17 protein-coding genes and 1 pseudogene are annotated in these 15,262 nt (G+C 33.4%); 6 read left to right on the top strand and 12 right to left on the bottom strand.

Going from position 1 to position 15,262, the window contains the following annotated elements; translation table 11 throughout:
• Positions 1-8: 8 nt before the first annotated feature.
• Positions 9-131, bottom strand: a complete 123-nt coding sequence (locus HHU08_RS25455) for a hypothetical protein (RefSeq protein WP_263479867.1) — start codon at positions 129-131, stop codon at positions 9-11.
• Positions 132-279: 148 nt separating this feature from the next.
• Positions 280-1,437 carry a stage II sporulation protein P gene (gene spoIIP / locus HHU08_RS11530; protein WP_101731297.1) on the bottom strand — a complete coding sequence of 386 codons (1,158 nt, stop codon included), beginning with the start codon at positions 1,435-1,437 and terminating at the stop codon, positions 280-282.
• A gap of 378 nt (positions 1,438-1,815) precedes the next feature.
• Here spoIIP and HHU08_RS11525 point away from each other — a divergent pair, with 378 nt between their 5' ends.
• Complete coding sequence (locus HHU08_RS11525) at positions 1,816-2,931, top strand: IS4 family transposase (protein ID WP_169188508.1); 1,116 nt, start codon at positions 1,816-1,818, stop codon at positions 2,929-2,931.
• 273 nt (positions 2,932-3,204) lie between these two features.
• Here HHU08_RS11525 and HHU08_RS11520 read toward each other — a convergent pair whose 3' ends face one another.
• The 5 genes and pseudogenes from HHU08_RS11520 to HHU08_RS11500 all read right to left on the bottom strand — a co-directional run bounded on the left by HHU08_RS11520 (position 3,205) and on the right by HHU08_RS11500 (position 8,862).
• Complete coding sequence (locus tag HHU08_RS11520; RefSeq protein ID WP_169188507.1) at positions 3,205-4,011, bottom strand: hypothetical protein; 807 nt, start codon at positions 4,009-4,011, stop codon at positions 3,205-3,207.
• 95 nt (positions 4,012-4,106) lie between these two features.
• Positions 4,107-4,313, bottom strand: a pseudogene (locus HHU08_RS11515) (HAD family hydrolase); the annotation flags it as partial.
• Between the two features lie 143 nt (positions 4,314-4,456).
• Complete coding sequence (locus HHU08_RS11510; protein WP_169187985.1) at positions 4,457-5,572, bottom strand: IS4 family transposase; 1,116 nt, start codon at positions 5,570-5,572, stop codon at positions 4,457-4,459.
• A 362-nt stretch (positions 5,573-5,934) separates the two neighbouring features.
• A complete protein-coding gene (locus HHU08_RS11505) occupies positions 5,935-7,155 on the bottom strand; it encodes a sensor histidine kinase (protein ID WP_169188506.1) in 1,221 nt (406 codons plus the stop codon).
• Between the two features lie 945 nt (positions 7,156-8,100).
• Positions 8,101-8,862 carry an SDR family oxidoreductase gene (locus tag HHU08_RS11500; RefSeq protein ID WP_169188505.1) on the bottom strand — a complete coding sequence of 254 codons (762 nt, stop codon included), beginning with the start codon at positions 8,860-8,862 and terminating at the stop codon, positions 8,101-8,103.
• Positions 8,863-8,998: 136 nt separating this feature from the next.
• Between HHU08_RS11500 and HHU08_RS11495 the strand changes: the two genes are divergently transcribed.
• Positions 8,999-9,547: a TetR/AcrR family transcriptional regulator gene (locus tag HHU08_RS11495; protein WP_016205144.1), complete on the top strand. Its 549-nt coding sequence runs from the start codon at positions 8,999-9,001 to the stop codon at positions 9,545-9,547.
• 300 nt (positions 9,548-9,847) lie between these two features.
• Here the strand turns inward: HHU08_RS11495 and HHU08_RS11490 are convergent, their stop codons facing one another.
• The 3 genes from HHU08_RS11490 to HHU08_RS11480 all read right to left on the bottom strand — a co-directional run bounded on the left by HHU08_RS11490 (position 9,848) and on the right by HHU08_RS11480 (position 11,416).
• Positions 9,848-10,150, bottom strand: coding sequence for a hypothetical protein (locus HHU08_RS11490; RefSeq protein WP_016205145.1), 303 nt, complete (start codon positions 10,148-10,150; stop codon positions 9,848-9,850).
• Between the two features lie 74 nt (positions 10,151-10,224).
• Positions 10,225-10,812 (bottom strand): GNAT family N-acetyltransferase, encoded by a 588-nt coding sequence (locus HHU08_RS11485; RefSeq protein ID WP_169188504.1) that lies wholly within the window; start codon positions 10,810-10,812, stop codon positions 10,225-10,227.
• Positions 10,813-11,014: 202 nt separating this feature from the next.
• Positions 11,015-11,416 carry a hypothetical protein gene (locus HHU08_RS11480; protein ID WP_169188503.1) on the bottom strand — a complete coding sequence of 134 codons (402 nt, stop codon included), beginning with the start codon at positions 11,414-11,416 and terminating at the stop codon, positions 11,015-11,017.
• Between the two features lie 526 nt (positions 11,417-11,942).
• Here HHU08_RS11480 and HHU08_RS11475 point away from each other — a divergent pair.
• The 4 genes from HHU08_RS11475 to HHU08_RS25450 all read left to right on the top strand — a co-directional run bounded on the left by HHU08_RS11475 (position 11,943) and on the right by HHU08_RS25450 (position 14,120).
• Positions 11,943-12,626 (top strand): hypothetical protein, encoded by a 684-nt coding sequence (locus tag HHU08_RS11475; protein WP_016205148.1) that lies wholly within the window; start codon positions 11,943-11,945, stop codon positions 12,624-12,626.
• Positions 12,627-12,731: 105 nt separating this feature from the next.
• Positions 12,732-13,580: an alpha/beta fold hydrolase gene (locus HHU08_RS11470; protein ID WP_169188502.1), complete on the top strand. Its 849-nt coding sequence runs from the start codon at positions 12,732-12,734 to the stop codon at positions 13,578-13,580.
• Positions 13,577-13,969 carry a UPF0715 family protein gene (locus tag HHU08_RS25945; RefSeq protein ID WP_169188501.1) on the top strand — a complete coding sequence of 131 codons (393 nt, stop codon included), beginning with the start codon at positions 13,577-13,579 and terminating at the stop codon, positions 13,967-13,969. The genes HHU08_RS11470 and HHU08_RS25945 overlap by 4 nt, the downstream gene beginning before the upstream one ends.
• Before the next feature lie 28 nt (positions 13,970-13,997).
• Positions 13,998-14,120 carry a hypothetical protein gene (locus HHU08_RS25450; RefSeq protein WP_263479875.1) on the top strand — a complete coding sequence of 41 codons (123 nt, stop codon included), beginning with the start codon at positions 13,998-14,000 and terminating at the stop codon, positions 14,118-14,120.
• A 505-nt stretch (positions 14,121-14,625) separates the two neighbouring features.
• Here the strand turns inward: HHU08_RS25450 and HHU08_RS11460 are convergent.
• Entirely contained in the window at positions 14,626-14,820 is a 195-nt protein-coding gene (locus tag HHU08_RS11460) for a hypothetical protein (RefSeq protein ID WP_169188500.1), read from the bottom strand.
• Between the two features lie 76 nt (positions 14,821-14,896).
• Positions 14,897-15,106, bottom strand: coding sequence for a hypothetical protein (locus HHU08_RS11455; RefSeq protein ID WP_169188499.1), 210 nt, complete (start codon positions 15,104-15,106; stop codon positions 14,897-14,899).
• Positions 15,107-15,262: the final 156 nt, after the last annotated feature.

The raw sequence follows: 15,262 nt of genomic DNA, 5'->3' as shown, positions 1-15,262 counted from the left end.
TGTTTGTGTTAAACTATTGGACTCTCTCCTATAAAGTTTCCTTCCATTAAAGATAAAAACACATTAAGCAGCAACTCTACTTTCTCCGATTTACCTTTTTTAACTTTAAACCTTGTTAATTCAACGTTCATGTTTCTCCCCCTGTTTCGCCTATCCTATACAATGTCTACATACAAATTTCAGCAGAAAACAGTGCTATTTTAAAATTAAGGTAACAAGCATTACTCTGTCAAAGAAAAGATACCTAGAAGAAAATTATGTTCACCTAAGCATTTTATTTTACTGTTGTGTAGCCTGATTTTCTTCCCAATATAATTTACTGTAGACGTCCGCAAAAGCTTCTATGCTTCGCGTCAATTCTGCATTTGTATTATCTACTCCACCGACTTCTAAAAGAATAGCACGATCAGAAAAATTCTGATTATAAACCCCATTGCCTAGTTCATATCCTTTTGCATAAACACCTTTTGAAATTCCAGGATATTTTTTCTTTAGCGCATTATGCAATTTTGTTGCAAATTGCTCGTTCTGCTCGTAATTTTTATTTTCTTTTCCTATAATAAATAAGAGTTTAGCGTAGTTTTTTCCGTTAATATTTGCTGTTGTTTGTTTTTTTCTAGCTGAATCACGATGTATATCAATTAAGTATTTTAAATTACCATTATTATTAATTGCCGTTTCAACTACTTCTTTTGAAACTGTATAAGAATAAGTATAGTCCCATTTTCGGTCAAGGATAACCTGATTGATATTTGTCTTATCTAACTCAACGCCTAACCCTTCTTGTTGAAGCAATTCTGAAAGCTTGCTACTTACTCCTACTACATTTGCTCGTTCATCTGCACTGACTACATTATCATTATTTTTTGTGTTTTTTAGCAATGGGAGATAAGCTTCAAAATTATGCGAATTGTAAATAAATACAGTTTTATTTTTTGGTTTTGTTATAGCCCTATTACGATCCTCTTTAGTCGGCTGTTCTTCTTTTTGCTCTTGCTCAGCCTTTTCTTCATCTACCTCAACTGGATTTTCTAACATTTCCTTAGATGGAATGGATTCAAATGGTAAATCTGCAATAGTTGTCCCTTCCTCAGCGACGACTATTTCTGTATGAAAGAATGCTAAAGCTGGTAGCTCTCTCCCCAATAATGTTCTTATATCATCAAAATGGATATTTGATGATAATGGTAGAAAAAAATTAGAAAGAGAAAACTCTCTTGCTTCTGATGGGGGAAATAAATGATTCTCACTATGAATGAATTCCAAATACAATTCTGTAGAATTTATATCATTTAGTAGATTAGCAACATTATTGGAAGTCAATTTAAAAGAAAAAAAAGATGTAGTAATTAAAGCTATTAAAATAAAAACTAAGATAATACCTAGAATAGTTATATGTAAATACCTAATTAATGATCGACTTTTGGAATTATTCATACTTTTCCCCCTTTCTCTTCAAAAACATATGATGTATTACTATAAAATAGACTAGCGTTCTTCCAAATAATTCAAAAGAACAGCTTAGAATCGTCAATCTATAGTTTTATTTTAAAATTTAAGATGGATGTATGAAGAAACCACCATTACCAGTTAATGTGAAACTACACAAAAAAACGCAATACCTTAAGTATCACGTTTACTTTGCATTGCATAAATATTTTAAATGTATAAATTCACTAGTGTTGCATTAATTTAATTTCACTATTAAAAATACTCGAAATGTTCACTTTTATTATTTTATGCATAGAAAAAGTCCTTTATAATGGATAAGTCAGGTGGTAACCCGTCCAAATCCACTAAAAAAGGACCAATCTCATGGACAAGATTACACGAAAAACTTCATTTGGACAATGGTTTTCGCCAATTAATCTTCAATTATTTGAAGAACAGGTGAAAACATTGAAATTAGATTGCTATACGAAAAAGTTAACGACAGAATCATTCCTAAAACTATTACTTTTTGCACAATTAGAAGAAGTTGAAAGTCTTCATGCGTTAAGTGATTGCCTTTTTGATGATCATCTTCAAAAGGAAATCGACCTTGATTCTATAAGCATTTCTCAGCTCTCGCGCCGTTTAAATGGTCTAAATCCAGATTTGTTTCAAAGACTTTTCCTTGATTTAGTCGGACAAATTCACGCCAAAACACACTACACAAAACTTGTCATGCCGTTAAAAATTATTGATTCAAGTACTTTGCCACTAAATTTGACCAATCATAAATGGGCGAAGTTCCGCAAAACTAAGGCAGGCGTAAAGTTACACTTACGCCTTGTATTTATGGAAAAGGGAGAATCCTATCCCGAAAAAGCCGTGATGACAACGGCAAGCGAACACGATCGTGGTCAACTTGAGATTATGGTTGACGATAAAGAATGCATGTATGTGTTTGACCGAGGTTATCTAGACTACGAGCGTTTTGATCGCATGACCGATGAAGGCTACTTTTTTCTTTCTAGGCTACGAAAAAACGCAGTCGTACGGGAGGTTTATGATTTTAAACTACCCAAGGATTCATCTGTTTTGTCGGATCAAATGGTGTTGATTGGTACAACTCAAAACCGAGCTGAAAACTATTTTCGACTTCTAAAAATAATAGATTCAAAAGGTAATGAACTTCATTTAATCACAAATCGTTTTGACTTAAGCGCCGAAGAAATATCGGAAATGTATAAATCACGATGGGCAATTGAGTTGTTCTTTAAATGGATCAAACAGCATCTCAGCATCAAAAAGTTCTACGGTCAAAGTGAATGGGCGATTCAAAACCAAGTGTTTATCGCACTGATTGTTTTTTGCCTACATGTTCTCGTACAACTTGAAACAAGAAGTAAGCGAAAAACCTTACAAATTAGCCGTTATTTAAGGGCTGCATTGTGGAAACCAGCCCATATCTGGCTTCGAAAGATTGAAGGGAAAGCCATCCCTTAATAAGCAAATTGTTGTTGTCGCACAAGTCTAATTGTAAAAAAAACCCAAATGGATGGAGCCACCTTTGAATAGGTATTTACCTTTTTGGCTCTAAACAAGGAGGATAATCAGACTGAAAATTGCGACAATATTTATGCAACACTAGTGGTATAAATTAAAATATTCCCTCTAATTTATCTCTCTTCTTTTGAAATAAAGCCGTCATAAAGTCTAGTACACCAATAGTGTACTCTAATGGTTGAATTTTTTATTAATAATATATTCTCTTTGTTTTCAAGGTTCTTGCAAACAATCTTTTTCAGGAACGAGTTTTACCTGTTTCCAATCTTCATTGCTTTCCTTACGATACTGAATAATTTCTATATCCGTGCCATTCGTTAAAGTAAAGAAAATAATACAATAGTCAGCTTCATCGGTGCCTTGAAAGTAAATATACTTCACATAGTCTTTTTTTATTGTAGGATATCTTTTCTTAATCAGCTTGCACCATTCTCCATATTTTATATCAATAGCTGCTTCTGCATCATGCTCCCAAAGATGGTAGGGTGCACATAGAAAATCTTCGCGAATTTGTTGGTTTGTATTAATTCGGTAGCCCGAATGTTCATATATAATCTCCATAAATCCATACGAATACCCAAAATATTCAGCCGTGACATCTATGGAACCTACAATAGTTTCAATTTCATAAAAAAAACGTATTGCCTGTTTTTCAGTAGCTATTTTGGAAAGCTTGATTAAACTCGTATGTCCAACTCCAGCAAATGTTTGTACGTACTCCTTATAACTTACTTTCTCTTGATATTCTTTTGATAAGAAATTATAAGCAATTGGAAATGGCATATGTCCTTGACCAACCGAACCACAGCTTCTACCTAACAGATTTCCTGCTTCCAGTAATATACGAAAATAATTTAGAATAGTGTCTTCAGGTGTTTTAGTTAATTCAGCAGGTAACTGTATTTCATTATATATTTTACCATAAAAAGGATTAAAAAACTCGGACGTTAATAGTCCAAGATTTAATGCTGGTAATCGAGATGGACGAAAGTATTTTTGATGATACTCAATATTTTTCATATTCATAACCCCCATTATACTTTATGGAGGTTATGAATATTGGTGAAAAGTTTCCTTATTACAACAGTTAGAAAGCACCAAATAAATTATTATAATCATGTAATATAACTTAATAAACGATCAAATGTATGAATTTCAGCATATGGTTTTATTTTCGTATGATTCTCCGTTCTATAAGGATTGAACCATATCCCCTTTATATTTGCCCTTTGACATCCGCCAATATCTTTTTCTAAGTCATCTCCTACGAATAATGTGTCTTTCGGCAATACATTAAGCTTATTTAATGTTAATTCCACTAGTGTTGCATAAATAGTGTCATAATTTTCAGTTTACTCACCTTCCCTGTTTAGAGGCAAAAAAGTAAATACCCAATCAAAGGTGGCCCCATCCATTTGGAAATTTATTTACAATTAGACTTTTGCAACGACGACAATTTGCATATTTAAGGGATGGCTTTTCCTTCAATCTTTCGAAGCCAAACATTCGCTGGTTTCCACAATGCAGCCCTTAGATAACGGCTAATCTGTAAGGTTTTTCGCTTGCTTCTGGTCTCGATTTGCACGAGAACATGTAGGCAAAAAACAATTAGTGCGATAAATACTTGATTTTGAATCGCCCATTCGCTTTGACCGTAGAACTTTTTGATGCTGAGATGTTGTTTGATCCATTTAAAAAACAGCTCAATTGCCCACCGTGATTTATACATTTCTGAAATTTCTTCGGCGCTTAAATCAAAACGATTTGTAATTAAATGAAGTTCATTTCCTTTTGAGTCCATCACTTTTAGAAGCCGAAAGTAATTTTCAGCACGGTTTTGAGTCGTACCTATCAACACCATTTGGTCTGATAAAACAGCTGTATCCTTGGGTAGCTTAAAATCGTAAACGTTCCGTATGACTGCATTTTTGCGTAGCCGTGAAAGAAAGAAGTAGCCATCATCAGTCATGCGATCAAAGCGCTCGTAGTCTAGATAACCACGGTCAAACACATACATGCATTCCTTGTCATCCACCATGATTTCAAGCTGACCACGGTCATGTTCTTTTGCCGTTGTCATAACGGCCTTTTCAGGATAGGATATACCCTTTTCCATAAACACAAGGCGCAAATGTAACTTTACACCTGCTTTTGTTTTGCGGAATTTAGCCCATTTATGATTGGTCAAATTAAGTGGCAATGTGCTTGAATCAATGATTTTTAACGGCATCACGAGTTTCGTGTAATGCGTTTTGGCATGAATTTGTGACACTAAATCAAGGAAAAGCCTTTGAAATAGATCAGGGTTTATGCCGTTTAACCGCCGTGACAACTGAGAAATACTAATAGAATCAAGGTCTATCCCTTTTTGAAGCTGGTCATCGAAAAGACAATCACCCAGCGCATGCAGACTTTCAATTTCTTGTAGCTGCGCAAAAAGTAGTAATTTTAGAAATGACTCTGTCGTTAATTTTTTCGTATAGTAATCTAATTTCATCGTTTTCACGTTTTCTTCAAATAATTGAAGATTTATAGGTGAAAACCATTGTCCAAATGAAGTTTTTCGTGTAATCTTGTCCATGTGATGGTCCTTTTTTAGTGGATTTGGACGGGTTACCACCTGACTAATCCATTATAAAGGACTTTTTCTTTGCGCAAAATAATAATATTGAACATTTTGAGTATTTTTAATAGTGAATTTAAATTAATGCAACACTAGTGTGTTAATTCAAATATTTTATTACACAGCTCGATCAAAACTAGTCTATAATCGTCTATTTAACTTCCATTATTAATCTTCTGCTATGCGCTTAATCCATTCTAACTTTCTATCCCAATCCGTAGCTAGATTTGCCATCCACTCTGCTGTTGAAGACAGTTGCTGTGGACAGTCTTTTGAAATATACTGACTTCAACTTCATTTAGTTTGTATATAATAATTTCCTAACCATCCGTTTTTACAATGGGAAAGGTCACTGTAACCTCTGTCCCTATTCCTTCCTCGCTCCAAAAGTTAATCGTTCCATTATATTTTTGGACAATGTTATAACAGATCATTAAGCCTAGTCCTGTTCCTTTGGCTTTTAATGAGTAGAAAGGGGTTCCTATCCTCTCTAGTTGTTCTCGGTTCATTCCTGAACCGCTATCGACTATCACAATTTTCACTATATCCTTTTCACTTGTTACTTTTACTCGAATTGTATCTCCATGATGTGAAGCTTCAATCGCATTTTTTAATAAATTCACAAATAACTGCTTAAACTCCAAGATATTACATTGGATTTTGTATTCATTTTCAATTTCTAACTCAATATGAATAGTATCAACCGACGCATAGGTGTTTAATAAGTCCATCACAGTATGAAGTGAAGGGTTGACTGATACAATCTCTGTCTTGGTTTCCACAGGCTTTGCGAGTGATAAAAAATCAGAAATAACTGTTTCAGCGGCTTGTAACTCATCCAACATCAGCTTGTAATGCTTTTTGATATGCTCTGGTATCGAATGATCATTTTCATGCAGTTGGATAAATCCTTTTACTACCGTAATAGGGTTGCGAATTTCATGGGCAACAGCTGCCGCAAGCTGTCCAGTTGTCCTTAGCTTTTCATCTTCCTTAACTTGAACGTAATATAACTCTTGATCCTTCATCTTTTTTTGGAAGAGAAGGAAGAGGAAAAGTAGCATAAGCTGTGTCCCAAGGAAGTTAATGGCTACTCCATAGTAATCCAAATAGGTGTAAGTATGTATACTACGTGTGTCATACATCATCAAGTAGATAATAATGCTAACAGTTATCGTAATATTACTCAGCAATGTTACATAGAACAATCTAGTATGTAGAAACAATATAGGGATTACTGGGATAAAACTAATAAGTAATAACGATGCAAATCTGTCAGGAAATCGTAAAAACATAAAGAAAAAGTATGCAGACATGAAAAAAGTAATCGCAGCTCTAACATTTATTGAATCTTTATTCGGAAAAATTATTAATAGAAATGCAATACATGCTACAAATAAAAATTGAAAAACTAAAGAAAGAGAAATAATTCGTCCATCTTCTTCGTAAATTAATACTAACCCTGCACTCATTAATATAATTAACAAGCTAATAATAAGACGATACAGCTTAATACTTGGTAAAAATTCATTGTCTATCATTTGAAAAGTCCTCACAATACTATTGTATCTTATTATATTATAGAAAAAATGTTTATTTGGATACGTAGAAAAGCGATATCTTAAAAGGTACTCACCTTGTAATCTTTTCCTCTTTGCCTTCTGGACCAAGCTCTTTAAGTTTTTATTAGGCTGTTTTCGTAAAGTTTGTTGCGATTACCCGCAGCTGGAATACACTTCGCTTTCCGTGGGGCGAAGCTTAAGCCTCCTCAGCTTCGCCTCCGGGGTCTCAGACTGTCTCGCTAATCCCACAGGAGTCTACGTGTATTCCGGCTGCTTCATTTTTCCAACTAATTCTTTTTTTCGATTGAAAAACAACAATTCTTTAGAAAACAGCCTTTTATTATGAGTTGTCCATCATCTTAATGAAAAAACGTACCCAGGTAGTTGAGCTACTCACTATGTAAAAGTCTATTTTACCTTAAAATTCCTTCTTTTTGTAGTCCAGCTTATTCTAAAACTGTTTTTGACGCTATATTTCTAGTTCTGGCTGACGTTCTTCAATAGAGTAAGTTCGTTCACATCTGCCAAATCCTTAATTCTATCTGCATGCTACTTTTTCAATCTTAATAACTTCTTTTCTTGGAATTATTTCATATAGAATGCTTCTTCCATTAATCTATTCCGATTGATATATAGCAAAGACCCAATATTATAAATATAACGAGGATTAATTCAGAGATTGAGCGTTAAACCTTTAGAATAATTTGCAAACTAAAAAACGTCTAATCTCCTAAATATCTAGGTTATAGACGTTTCCAACTAGAATTTATTTAATTTTCACATTCATTTATTATAAAAATGCTAACACGAGCTACTGTTTAAACATTTAATAATCCATATATAACATCTTTTATTATGAGTTTAGTCATAGTGCTGTGTCATCTAATATTATTTTGAGCTAAATACCCTACTGTGGTATGAATCTTATTTCTCATTTTTCACCATTGAGCTAGCCAGTGTGTCAGGAAAGAATTTCCCGCCAAAGCGCAAGACTTTTGAAAGACCTGGAACTACTCGTTTTTTGTTCTTTTCCATACCTTTGATACCATGTTTAACTAATGTATCTAAAGTCATATTTGGAAATTTGTCTCCTTCTTTTACGCTCGGTTCTAGATTTGTTTCCGCAACAAGCGGCGGTACCAACTCCATCACATGAATATTTTTATCTGACTTATTTAATTGAATACGAAGGGCATCTGTATACATGTGAATCCCAGCTTTCGTTGCAGAATACACTGGATGAACAGGTGAAGTTACATAAGATAGGCCAGAACTAACAGTAACGATCATCGCTTCCTTTTGCTCACAAAGTTGTGGTAGTAAAGCTTGGGTCATCCATATTGTTCCATTAAGATTTGTTGTAATTTCAGCTGTGACCTGCTCTAACTCCATTTTTTCATCTAGTAATGGAAAAGCACGCATAATGCCGGCTGAATGGAATAAAACATTAGCTTCGGGATAGTTTTCCTGAATGAATATTGCCATTTTGCGAACTGAATCAACACTAGAAACGTCCCCCTGTAAACCGATTAGTCCTTTGTGATCTTTCAATACCTTATCAATTGCTTTTTGATTACGACCAATTACAATGACTTTATTCCCACGTTTTAACAACTCTTTAGCGAAAGCAAGACCTATTCCTGAAGTGCCGCCGGTGATAATAATGGTATTATTTGAAATGTTCATAAGATTCTCCTCTATTGGTTACATATTTATTTTTTTGTAACTGCAAATCCAACTTTATCTTAACTAGTTACAAAAGTCAACTTTTGTAACTAGACATTCAATTTTACCTCAACCAATAATGTTGTATAATTAATACATGAAAAATTTAAGTAAAGAACTCATATTAGCAACTGCTCACCGTATGGTAGTGAAACAAGGAATGGAAAAAGTCAATCTTTCAAAGGTTGGCCAAGAACTAGGAACAAGTCATGCAGCGATATACAAGTATTTCACAGGAAAGGAAGAATTATGGACAGCACTCGCCCTTTCATGGCTTGATAATGAACTAACAAAACTATTTCCTTTTGACACTAAAAATTATTCTTCTACAAAGGAAATCATTCATGATTGGTTTTGGATTTTAAGTGAATCAAAATATCAATCGTATCATCGTGAACCAGAAATGTTTAAATTATATACAACATATATTGATGGAAATCTATCAGTTTTAACTCGTCACATGACAGCTTTACTTAGTAGCTTAAAAGAAGCAAGTAGAATTGAGGATGAGAGTATACTAAAAGCTCTGTTCATGGCATTTGCTTACTTTTCATCTCCTTCCTTTGCAGAAAATTGGTCACAAATTGACTTTAAAAGAGAATTTGAAGCTGTCTGGAAATTAGTCGAAGCTGGAATTCATGTATGATAAACTGGAACTTTAAGTGTGGTTGAATAACTAGATTGAACAGGCTAGCATGTTTTCGGTTGAGAACTTGCTAGCCTGACTATACGCAGCGAATTTAGGAGATATTCTTTTGTTTTTATTGCTACATTTGGGGAATTAAAAGTCGATCACTGGTTTACTAAAAGTAACTAGCATTGAAAACTTATTAAGTTTAGATTTGTTCAAAAGTAATTGTAGTTGATTTCCAAGTAATAACGGATTTTATTTTAACCGATTACTTTCCCCGAGAAAGGTTTAGGCAGTATTTTTCGAGAACCTAGATTAAGCAAGAATCATAAATTTGTAAACTACGAACATGATTACAGTGAGAAGTACTTGAACAGCAACGAAATTTGCATATTTTTTATTGCTCTTCTTTTCGCTGTTTTTTTCAAAGTATTGAATAACTAAATATTCGTTTGTAAAAGAAGTAACATTGACGATTAATAGGAACGCGAATGTTTTTGAAAATGCATTTTCAAAAGAAGTAAACGACGTGGAAAAAAGTAAAAGCGTCAAAAATAAATGAGTGAAAGAAAATCTGAATTTTTTTGCTGACATGTAGATGCTTTCAGTATTAATCATAAACAAACACCTCCAGTATTAATCACAGAGAATCGCTGATAAAGTATATGCAGCAGTAACTATAAAGGGAATTGCTATACTTGTTTTATTAAACTATTCTGCCCTGCTTTTCTTATTTCTCGTTTGACTAACCTTTTCACCAAATGTTTCTTACAAATCACACGACAATATCTCAATGAAGTGTACTTTTCTTCCTCTACATTCCCGTATCCATCTTGTTCATTCTTCAAAATAAATCCTTTTGCTTCGTAGAAAGGGATTCCCTTTTGATTTCCTTTTGCAACAGACACCCATTGTTCATTCGCACCGAACTCTTCCTTCTGCTGTTTTGTAAGCCCATCTAATAACATTGTACCGATACCTTCATTACGTCTATTAGGATTAAGATATAAGACAAAAACCTCTCCAGCAGTATCATTAATCATCCCGCCTCCAATTGCTCCAATTACTTCCTTATTTTCAGTGGCAACAAAATAGCCTCCCCATTCTCTGCTAGTTTCCATTACTTCATTATGTATTCTTTCAATGTTATAAAACGCTGAAATAATTCTAGTAATATATTCTTTAGAACGCAGCTCGGAGTATGTTGCCCAATAGCCATTACTACAAACCTTTGCAATTCCTTCTACATGTTTAGGTTCTGCCTTTTTAATTTCTATCATAATCTTCTCTTCACCCACTCATCATTTTATGTATAAAAGTTCACAAAATTTATTTACTCTGTTATTATTTTTTCTAAACAATAATGGGATTTACCATTGTAATTCAACTTTTTGTACAATTATGAATCGTACGAAATTCATAAAGTACATGCCCTTAAGGAAAATGGAAGATTGCAATGCCCCCTTCTCGCTTTCAGCTATCCTAATCAACAAGACCATTACCTATATAATCAAATGTATTTATGTCTGCATAAGCAATCATATTGTTTGGACTGGATTTACTTTTCGTAGGAAAATCAAGCAAATATACTACTTTTCCTTCATATGTTTTATCATCAACTTGAGACATCATATTCTCAGTCAGAGTAATTTTAGAAATCTTTCCATCTTCCCAAGTACCATTGATCCATTCTTGTTGTTCTGATGACAATTGGTTCCAAATTTTTTCTCGAATATCACCTTTTTTCACAACCTTTTCAACTTGTTCTTTGCTACTCTTAACAACTTTACCGTTATTATTTCTTGATTGTACACTCTCGTTAGAACAAGCAAAAAGTCCTAACACAAATGCTGAGGAAAGAATAAATAAAACAATTCTTTTCACTCTAACACCTCCTTATATAATATGACGGTTAACCTATCAATTAGTTTCAATTCAAATTCAAAGCCAAAGCTTCATCAAAATTAATAGGTCGGACCAACTGGATGCTCTCTAACAAAATATCAACTATACCGTCTAACTGATACCATAATTCTGTTCTCTTTTCAATTTATTTTTTTGCTTGTACTAGTAGTTTCTCCATTTTCTTTTACTTTATCGTCAACTTGCGCCACTTGATACCGGTGATTATCAAAGTTTCCTGTTTACTTAAATACATATCCACCATAAAATCAATCGCAACAAAAGATATTGCAAGTGTAAAGGAAAAACGTTTTACTTTAAGCCTCTCCTTTATTTTATTTTCTTATAGACGATTCAAACGAGCTAAATCTTTTAACCTATAATTCAATTGTCTTTAATTATCTACTCCAAGACACTTAAACTTTATCATGCCCAAAATATCATATACAACATTTTCCAATATATATGATATACTATACCTGTATTTTTGAAAGAAAGGAATGATGGAATGAGTATCCGAAATAAACTTTTATCTATAAATGCAATTTTACTATTTGTTCTATTACTAGTTGGTTGTTCACATGATTCGTCGAAATACTCTTCTGAGAACAGCCCCCCTCTTCCTAAATCTAGTACAGAGATAGTAGAACTTGAAAATGATGAATCTTCAACACTGAAGCCTTCCACCAGTTCAGATGAAAAAAATCTGAATGGTACTGAAACAAATAAAGAACCTGAATCGGAGAAAGTTATTACAGAATTAGACAACACCAATGGAAATAGTACATCCGAAAAGAAAAAAGAGATTTCATTGTCTAAATATTCTGCTCAAGAAATCGAATACGCGAGAATTTGGTTGCAGCTTGGGCCAACTCAGGATATAGATGCATTATCTGTTCAAACATTTCATGAAGGGGAACCGCTCAATCCAAATGACGAAACAAGTGCTAATTATCCAGAAGATGTTATTCATTTATCAGGCTCACGTTTAGCAGAAGGTTCCATTACATATAGTGGCAATGGGGATGGCACGATTAATGTATATAAAGTGCCACATAGATGGGATGGAAAATACCCAGCTGGTGAACAATTCTATATTGATTTTTTTATTAATGATACGAAGCTAGTTAAGGTGGGTACAGGGGATAATGAAAAAATAGTAGAATTAATAGATAAAATGTTTATTCAATAATCCCATATTTAGATATCCGGCATGATGCTGAGTTTGTGAGATTAGCAGATTAAATGAACTAACTTTCAACATTTTCATACTGGTGTATACCATAAAGGAGTATTTATGAAGAAATGGACTAGAAAGCTATTACATACCTCTCGGGGGAAATTTGAAATTTTCATAAAAGGGCAAGGTGAACCTCTTTGTGTTACCCATCATTATTCAGAATTTAATGAGACAGGAGATTATTTTGCAGACTCCTTTGTCCGTACGCATAAAGTATTTCTTGTTAATCTACGGAAGGCAGGTAGCTCAGATGAAGCTACTCAACCGTATGAACTAGGATTATTAGAGTCTATCTTTGACTTAGAAGCAATACGTGAAGCAGTAGGATATAAAAAATGGAGCTTTGCAGATCATTCCACTGAGGGCATGTTAGGAGTTATATATGGAATATATTGCTCTAACAGCTTGAGAAAACTCATATTAGTAGGGGCTGCTGCAAGAGAATATATGACATTTTCTCCTGATTGTATATACAATGAAGAACATCCATCCTATAAAAAAATGCAAGATTTGATAGAAAACCTAAAACGTTCTGATTTAACAGTGGAGGAAAAAATGGCATTAATAAAAGAACCGACAAAGTTATCCTTATATGTTTCTGAAAGGTATGATGATTATTTTTTCCTGCCTATCCAGAAGAAAATATCCTCCATTAGACTGAACTATTTTAGCCGGGAAGTGCAACTATTTGATGTTACTAGGAAACTCAAACTGATTACAACTCCAACATTAATCATTTGTGGAAAATTTGATGTACAGTGCCCTCTTCCCTATTCGGTCGAAATGAATGAGTGCATCCCTCATTCCAAATTATTGGTGTTTAATCAAAGCAATCATTATCCCTTTCTAGAAGAAGCTATACGATTTAAAGATGAAATAGAAGCTTTTATGGGAGACAGTGTATGAAATTAAAAAGTGTAGATATTGATATGATTGCTCGCTCGTTACTTACTTCCCTTATTTCCGCTATTTTCGTTAGTATGCTTCAACTTATTGGTTCACCCTATTTTAGTTTTTTTGGAATACTAATCTTCACTTGCATTTTCTTTTGCTTTTATCTAGTTATCGCGTCACCTCTGCAGATTTTCTTAAATCAACGGCCTAAGAAATTTAGTATTCTCTACCTTGCTATCTATAATGTTTTTTCGGGGGTGATAACAGGCATTGTGGCAATGATTTTCGGTATAAAAAATCCTTTTCACTCCTCAGAATTTTATTTCCTATTTATTATGTGCGCATTCCTTTTTTGGATCGTTGATTCAATTTTACTTCAAAAAATGATGAATAAACATTGAATACATTTTTGGAATTAGGAGGATCACGATGAAGAATTCATTACAATTAATAACAGACACAGCTTATTCATTAAACTTTTTTTATTTTATTTTCCAAAATATCTTTCTCAACCAGAATAATAATAAGGATGATTGTAAAATGATTCTATAGTAGAAGATCTACCTCCATTGTCTTATTTTGCAGTGTTATCTATAAAAGAGTGTATGATCCATCATGAAGAGGTAGTTGCTGGATTAAGGATGAGTGTTTATTAATTAACTTATAGAATTTATTTTCCATTAGTTTGTTATAAAACCTTTACCTTAATAACAAAGTGTCTATCTCTTTCCAGTCTTTTACTCTCGTTATTCGTTCATGATTAGATATTCGGTTATATGGCTTATCAAGTAGCCATACATCCATTCCACTATTCGTAACAGCTAATGCATGGGAAGGATTGTCTTCAATAAATAGAGTGACATTATGAATTAAAGCACATTCAGGTTTACCATTTTTATATTCTGAAGCACATATTATATCATCTATGGCAGCTTATGTTTAACAATCCAGAGTTCCGCTGAATTCATCCAAGCTTTCGGTCTTCCCGTCATTATTGATAGTTTTGAAGTTTTGCTTAGTTCACTAAGAACATCGATTATAAATGGATACGGTTTAGCTAAATGCAGTACCTTTTGGTTTTTGTAAAAAAATCTAAAAATGCTTCAAAGGAATACCCATATAAATCCGAAACTGCATACTCTACCATTTCCTCGTAATTTAAATCTTGGTTATGTATTTTATTTAAAAGCTGTACAATCGATTTTCTCATATCAACAAGTGTATCATCAAAATCCAATCCGATGTGGTTCATCTAACTCCTCGCGTTTCCTTTATTTCTCTTATATCATTATTTAAAGCACCAAGTAAGTATTGCTGTATTTTTATGTCTAAATCCCAAAAATCCGCGGCACTTTAACTCCCCAGTCAAACAAGATCCCCATTACTGTAAAAACCAAAAACATAACAATGCAAAGGTTTACAAACGCTTTACCAACTCGGTTATCATTTTTAGCTTCTCTATTTTGTTGTACTCTTTCTCTATAAAGTTCTTGAACTATTTTTTGTTTTTCTAATTTTTCTTCTTTGTGTTGATTCATCCCTTTACCCAACTCCTTCCTTCAAAAAATTCTTTTTGTTTTGATTAGCGTCTATACGAAGCTTCTCGTCATCAAATAGAATTATGCAACTTGTAAAATAACCCACATATTACGAGGAGAAAGTTCCAACTCATCAATTTATAAATATCTCAAATG

Source organism: Niallia alba (assembly GCF_012933555.1).
GTDB lineage: Bacteria > Bacillota > Bacilli > Bacillales > Cytobacillaceae > Niallia > Niallia alba.
The sequence above is the reverse complement of the archived record's forward strand: the minus strand, read 5'-3'. Positions and strand labels throughout refer to the sequence as shown.

Excerpts from the sequence above, each read along its gene's own strand:
- HHU08_RS11470 (WP_169188502.1), top strand. The coding sequence starts at position 12,732 with ATGAAGAAATGGACTAGAAAGCTATTACATACCTCTCGGGGGAAATTT.
- HHU08_RS25945 (WP_169188501.1), top strand. The coding sequence starts at position 13,577 with ATGAAATTAAAAAGTGTAGATATTGATATGATTGCTCGCTCGTTACTT.
- HHU08_RS25450 (WP_263479875.1), top strand. The coding sequence starts at position 13,998 with ATGAAGAATTCATTACAATTAATAACAGACACAGCTTATTCATTAAAC.
- HHU08_RS11525 (WP_169188508.1), top strand. The coding sequence starts at position 1,816 with ATGGACAAGATTACACGAAAAACTTCATTTGGACAATGGTTTTCGCCA.
- HHU08_RS11475 (WP_016205148.1), top strand. The coding sequence starts at position 11,943 with ATGAGTATCCGAAATAAACTTTTATCTATAAATGCAATTTTACTATTT.
- HHU08_RS11510 (WP_169187985.1), bottom strand. The coding sequence starts at position 5,572 with ATGGACAAGATTACACGAAAAACTTCATTTGGACAATGGTTTTCACCT.
- HHU08_RS11520 (WP_169188507.1), bottom strand. The coding sequence starts at position 4,011 with ATGAAAAATATTGAGTATCATCAAAAATACTTTCGTCCATCTCGATTA.
- HHU08_RS11490 (WP_016205145.1), bottom strand. The coding sequence starts at position 10,150 with ATGATTAATACTGAAAGCATCTACATGTCAGCAAAAAAATTCAGATTT.
- HHU08_RS11500 (WP_169188505.1), bottom strand. The coding sequence starts at position 8,862 with ATGAACATTTCAAATAATACCATTATTATCACCGGCGGCACTTCAGGA.
- HHU08_RS11495 (WP_016205144.1), top strand. The coding sequence starts at position 8,999 with ATGAAAAATTTAAGTAAAGAACTCATATTAGCAACTGCTCACCGTATG.
- spoIIP (WP_101731297.1), bottom strand. The coding sequence starts at position 1,437 with ATGAATAATTCCAAAAGTCGATCATTAATTAGGTATTTACATATAACT.
- HHU08_RS11485 (WP_169188504.1), bottom strand. The coding sequence starts at position 10,812 with ATGATAGAAATTAAAAAGGCAGAACCTAAACATGTAGAAGGAATTGCA.
- HHU08_RS11505 (WP_169188506.1), bottom strand. The coding sequence starts at position 7,155 with ATGATAGACAATGAATTTTTACCAAGTATTAAGCTGTATCGTCTTATT.
- HHU08_RS11460 (WP_169188500.1), bottom strand. The coding sequence starts at position 14,820 with ATGAACCACATCGGATTGGATTTTGATGATACACTTGTTGATATGAGA.
- HHU08_RS25455 (WP_263479867.1), bottom strand. The coding sequence starts at position 131 with ATGAACGTTGAATTAACAAGGTTTAAAGTTAAAAAAGGTAAATCGGAG.
- HHU08_RS11455 (WP_169188499.1), bottom strand. The coding sequence starts at position 15,106 with ATGAATCAACACAAAGAAGAAAAATTAGAAAAACAAAAAATAGTTCAA.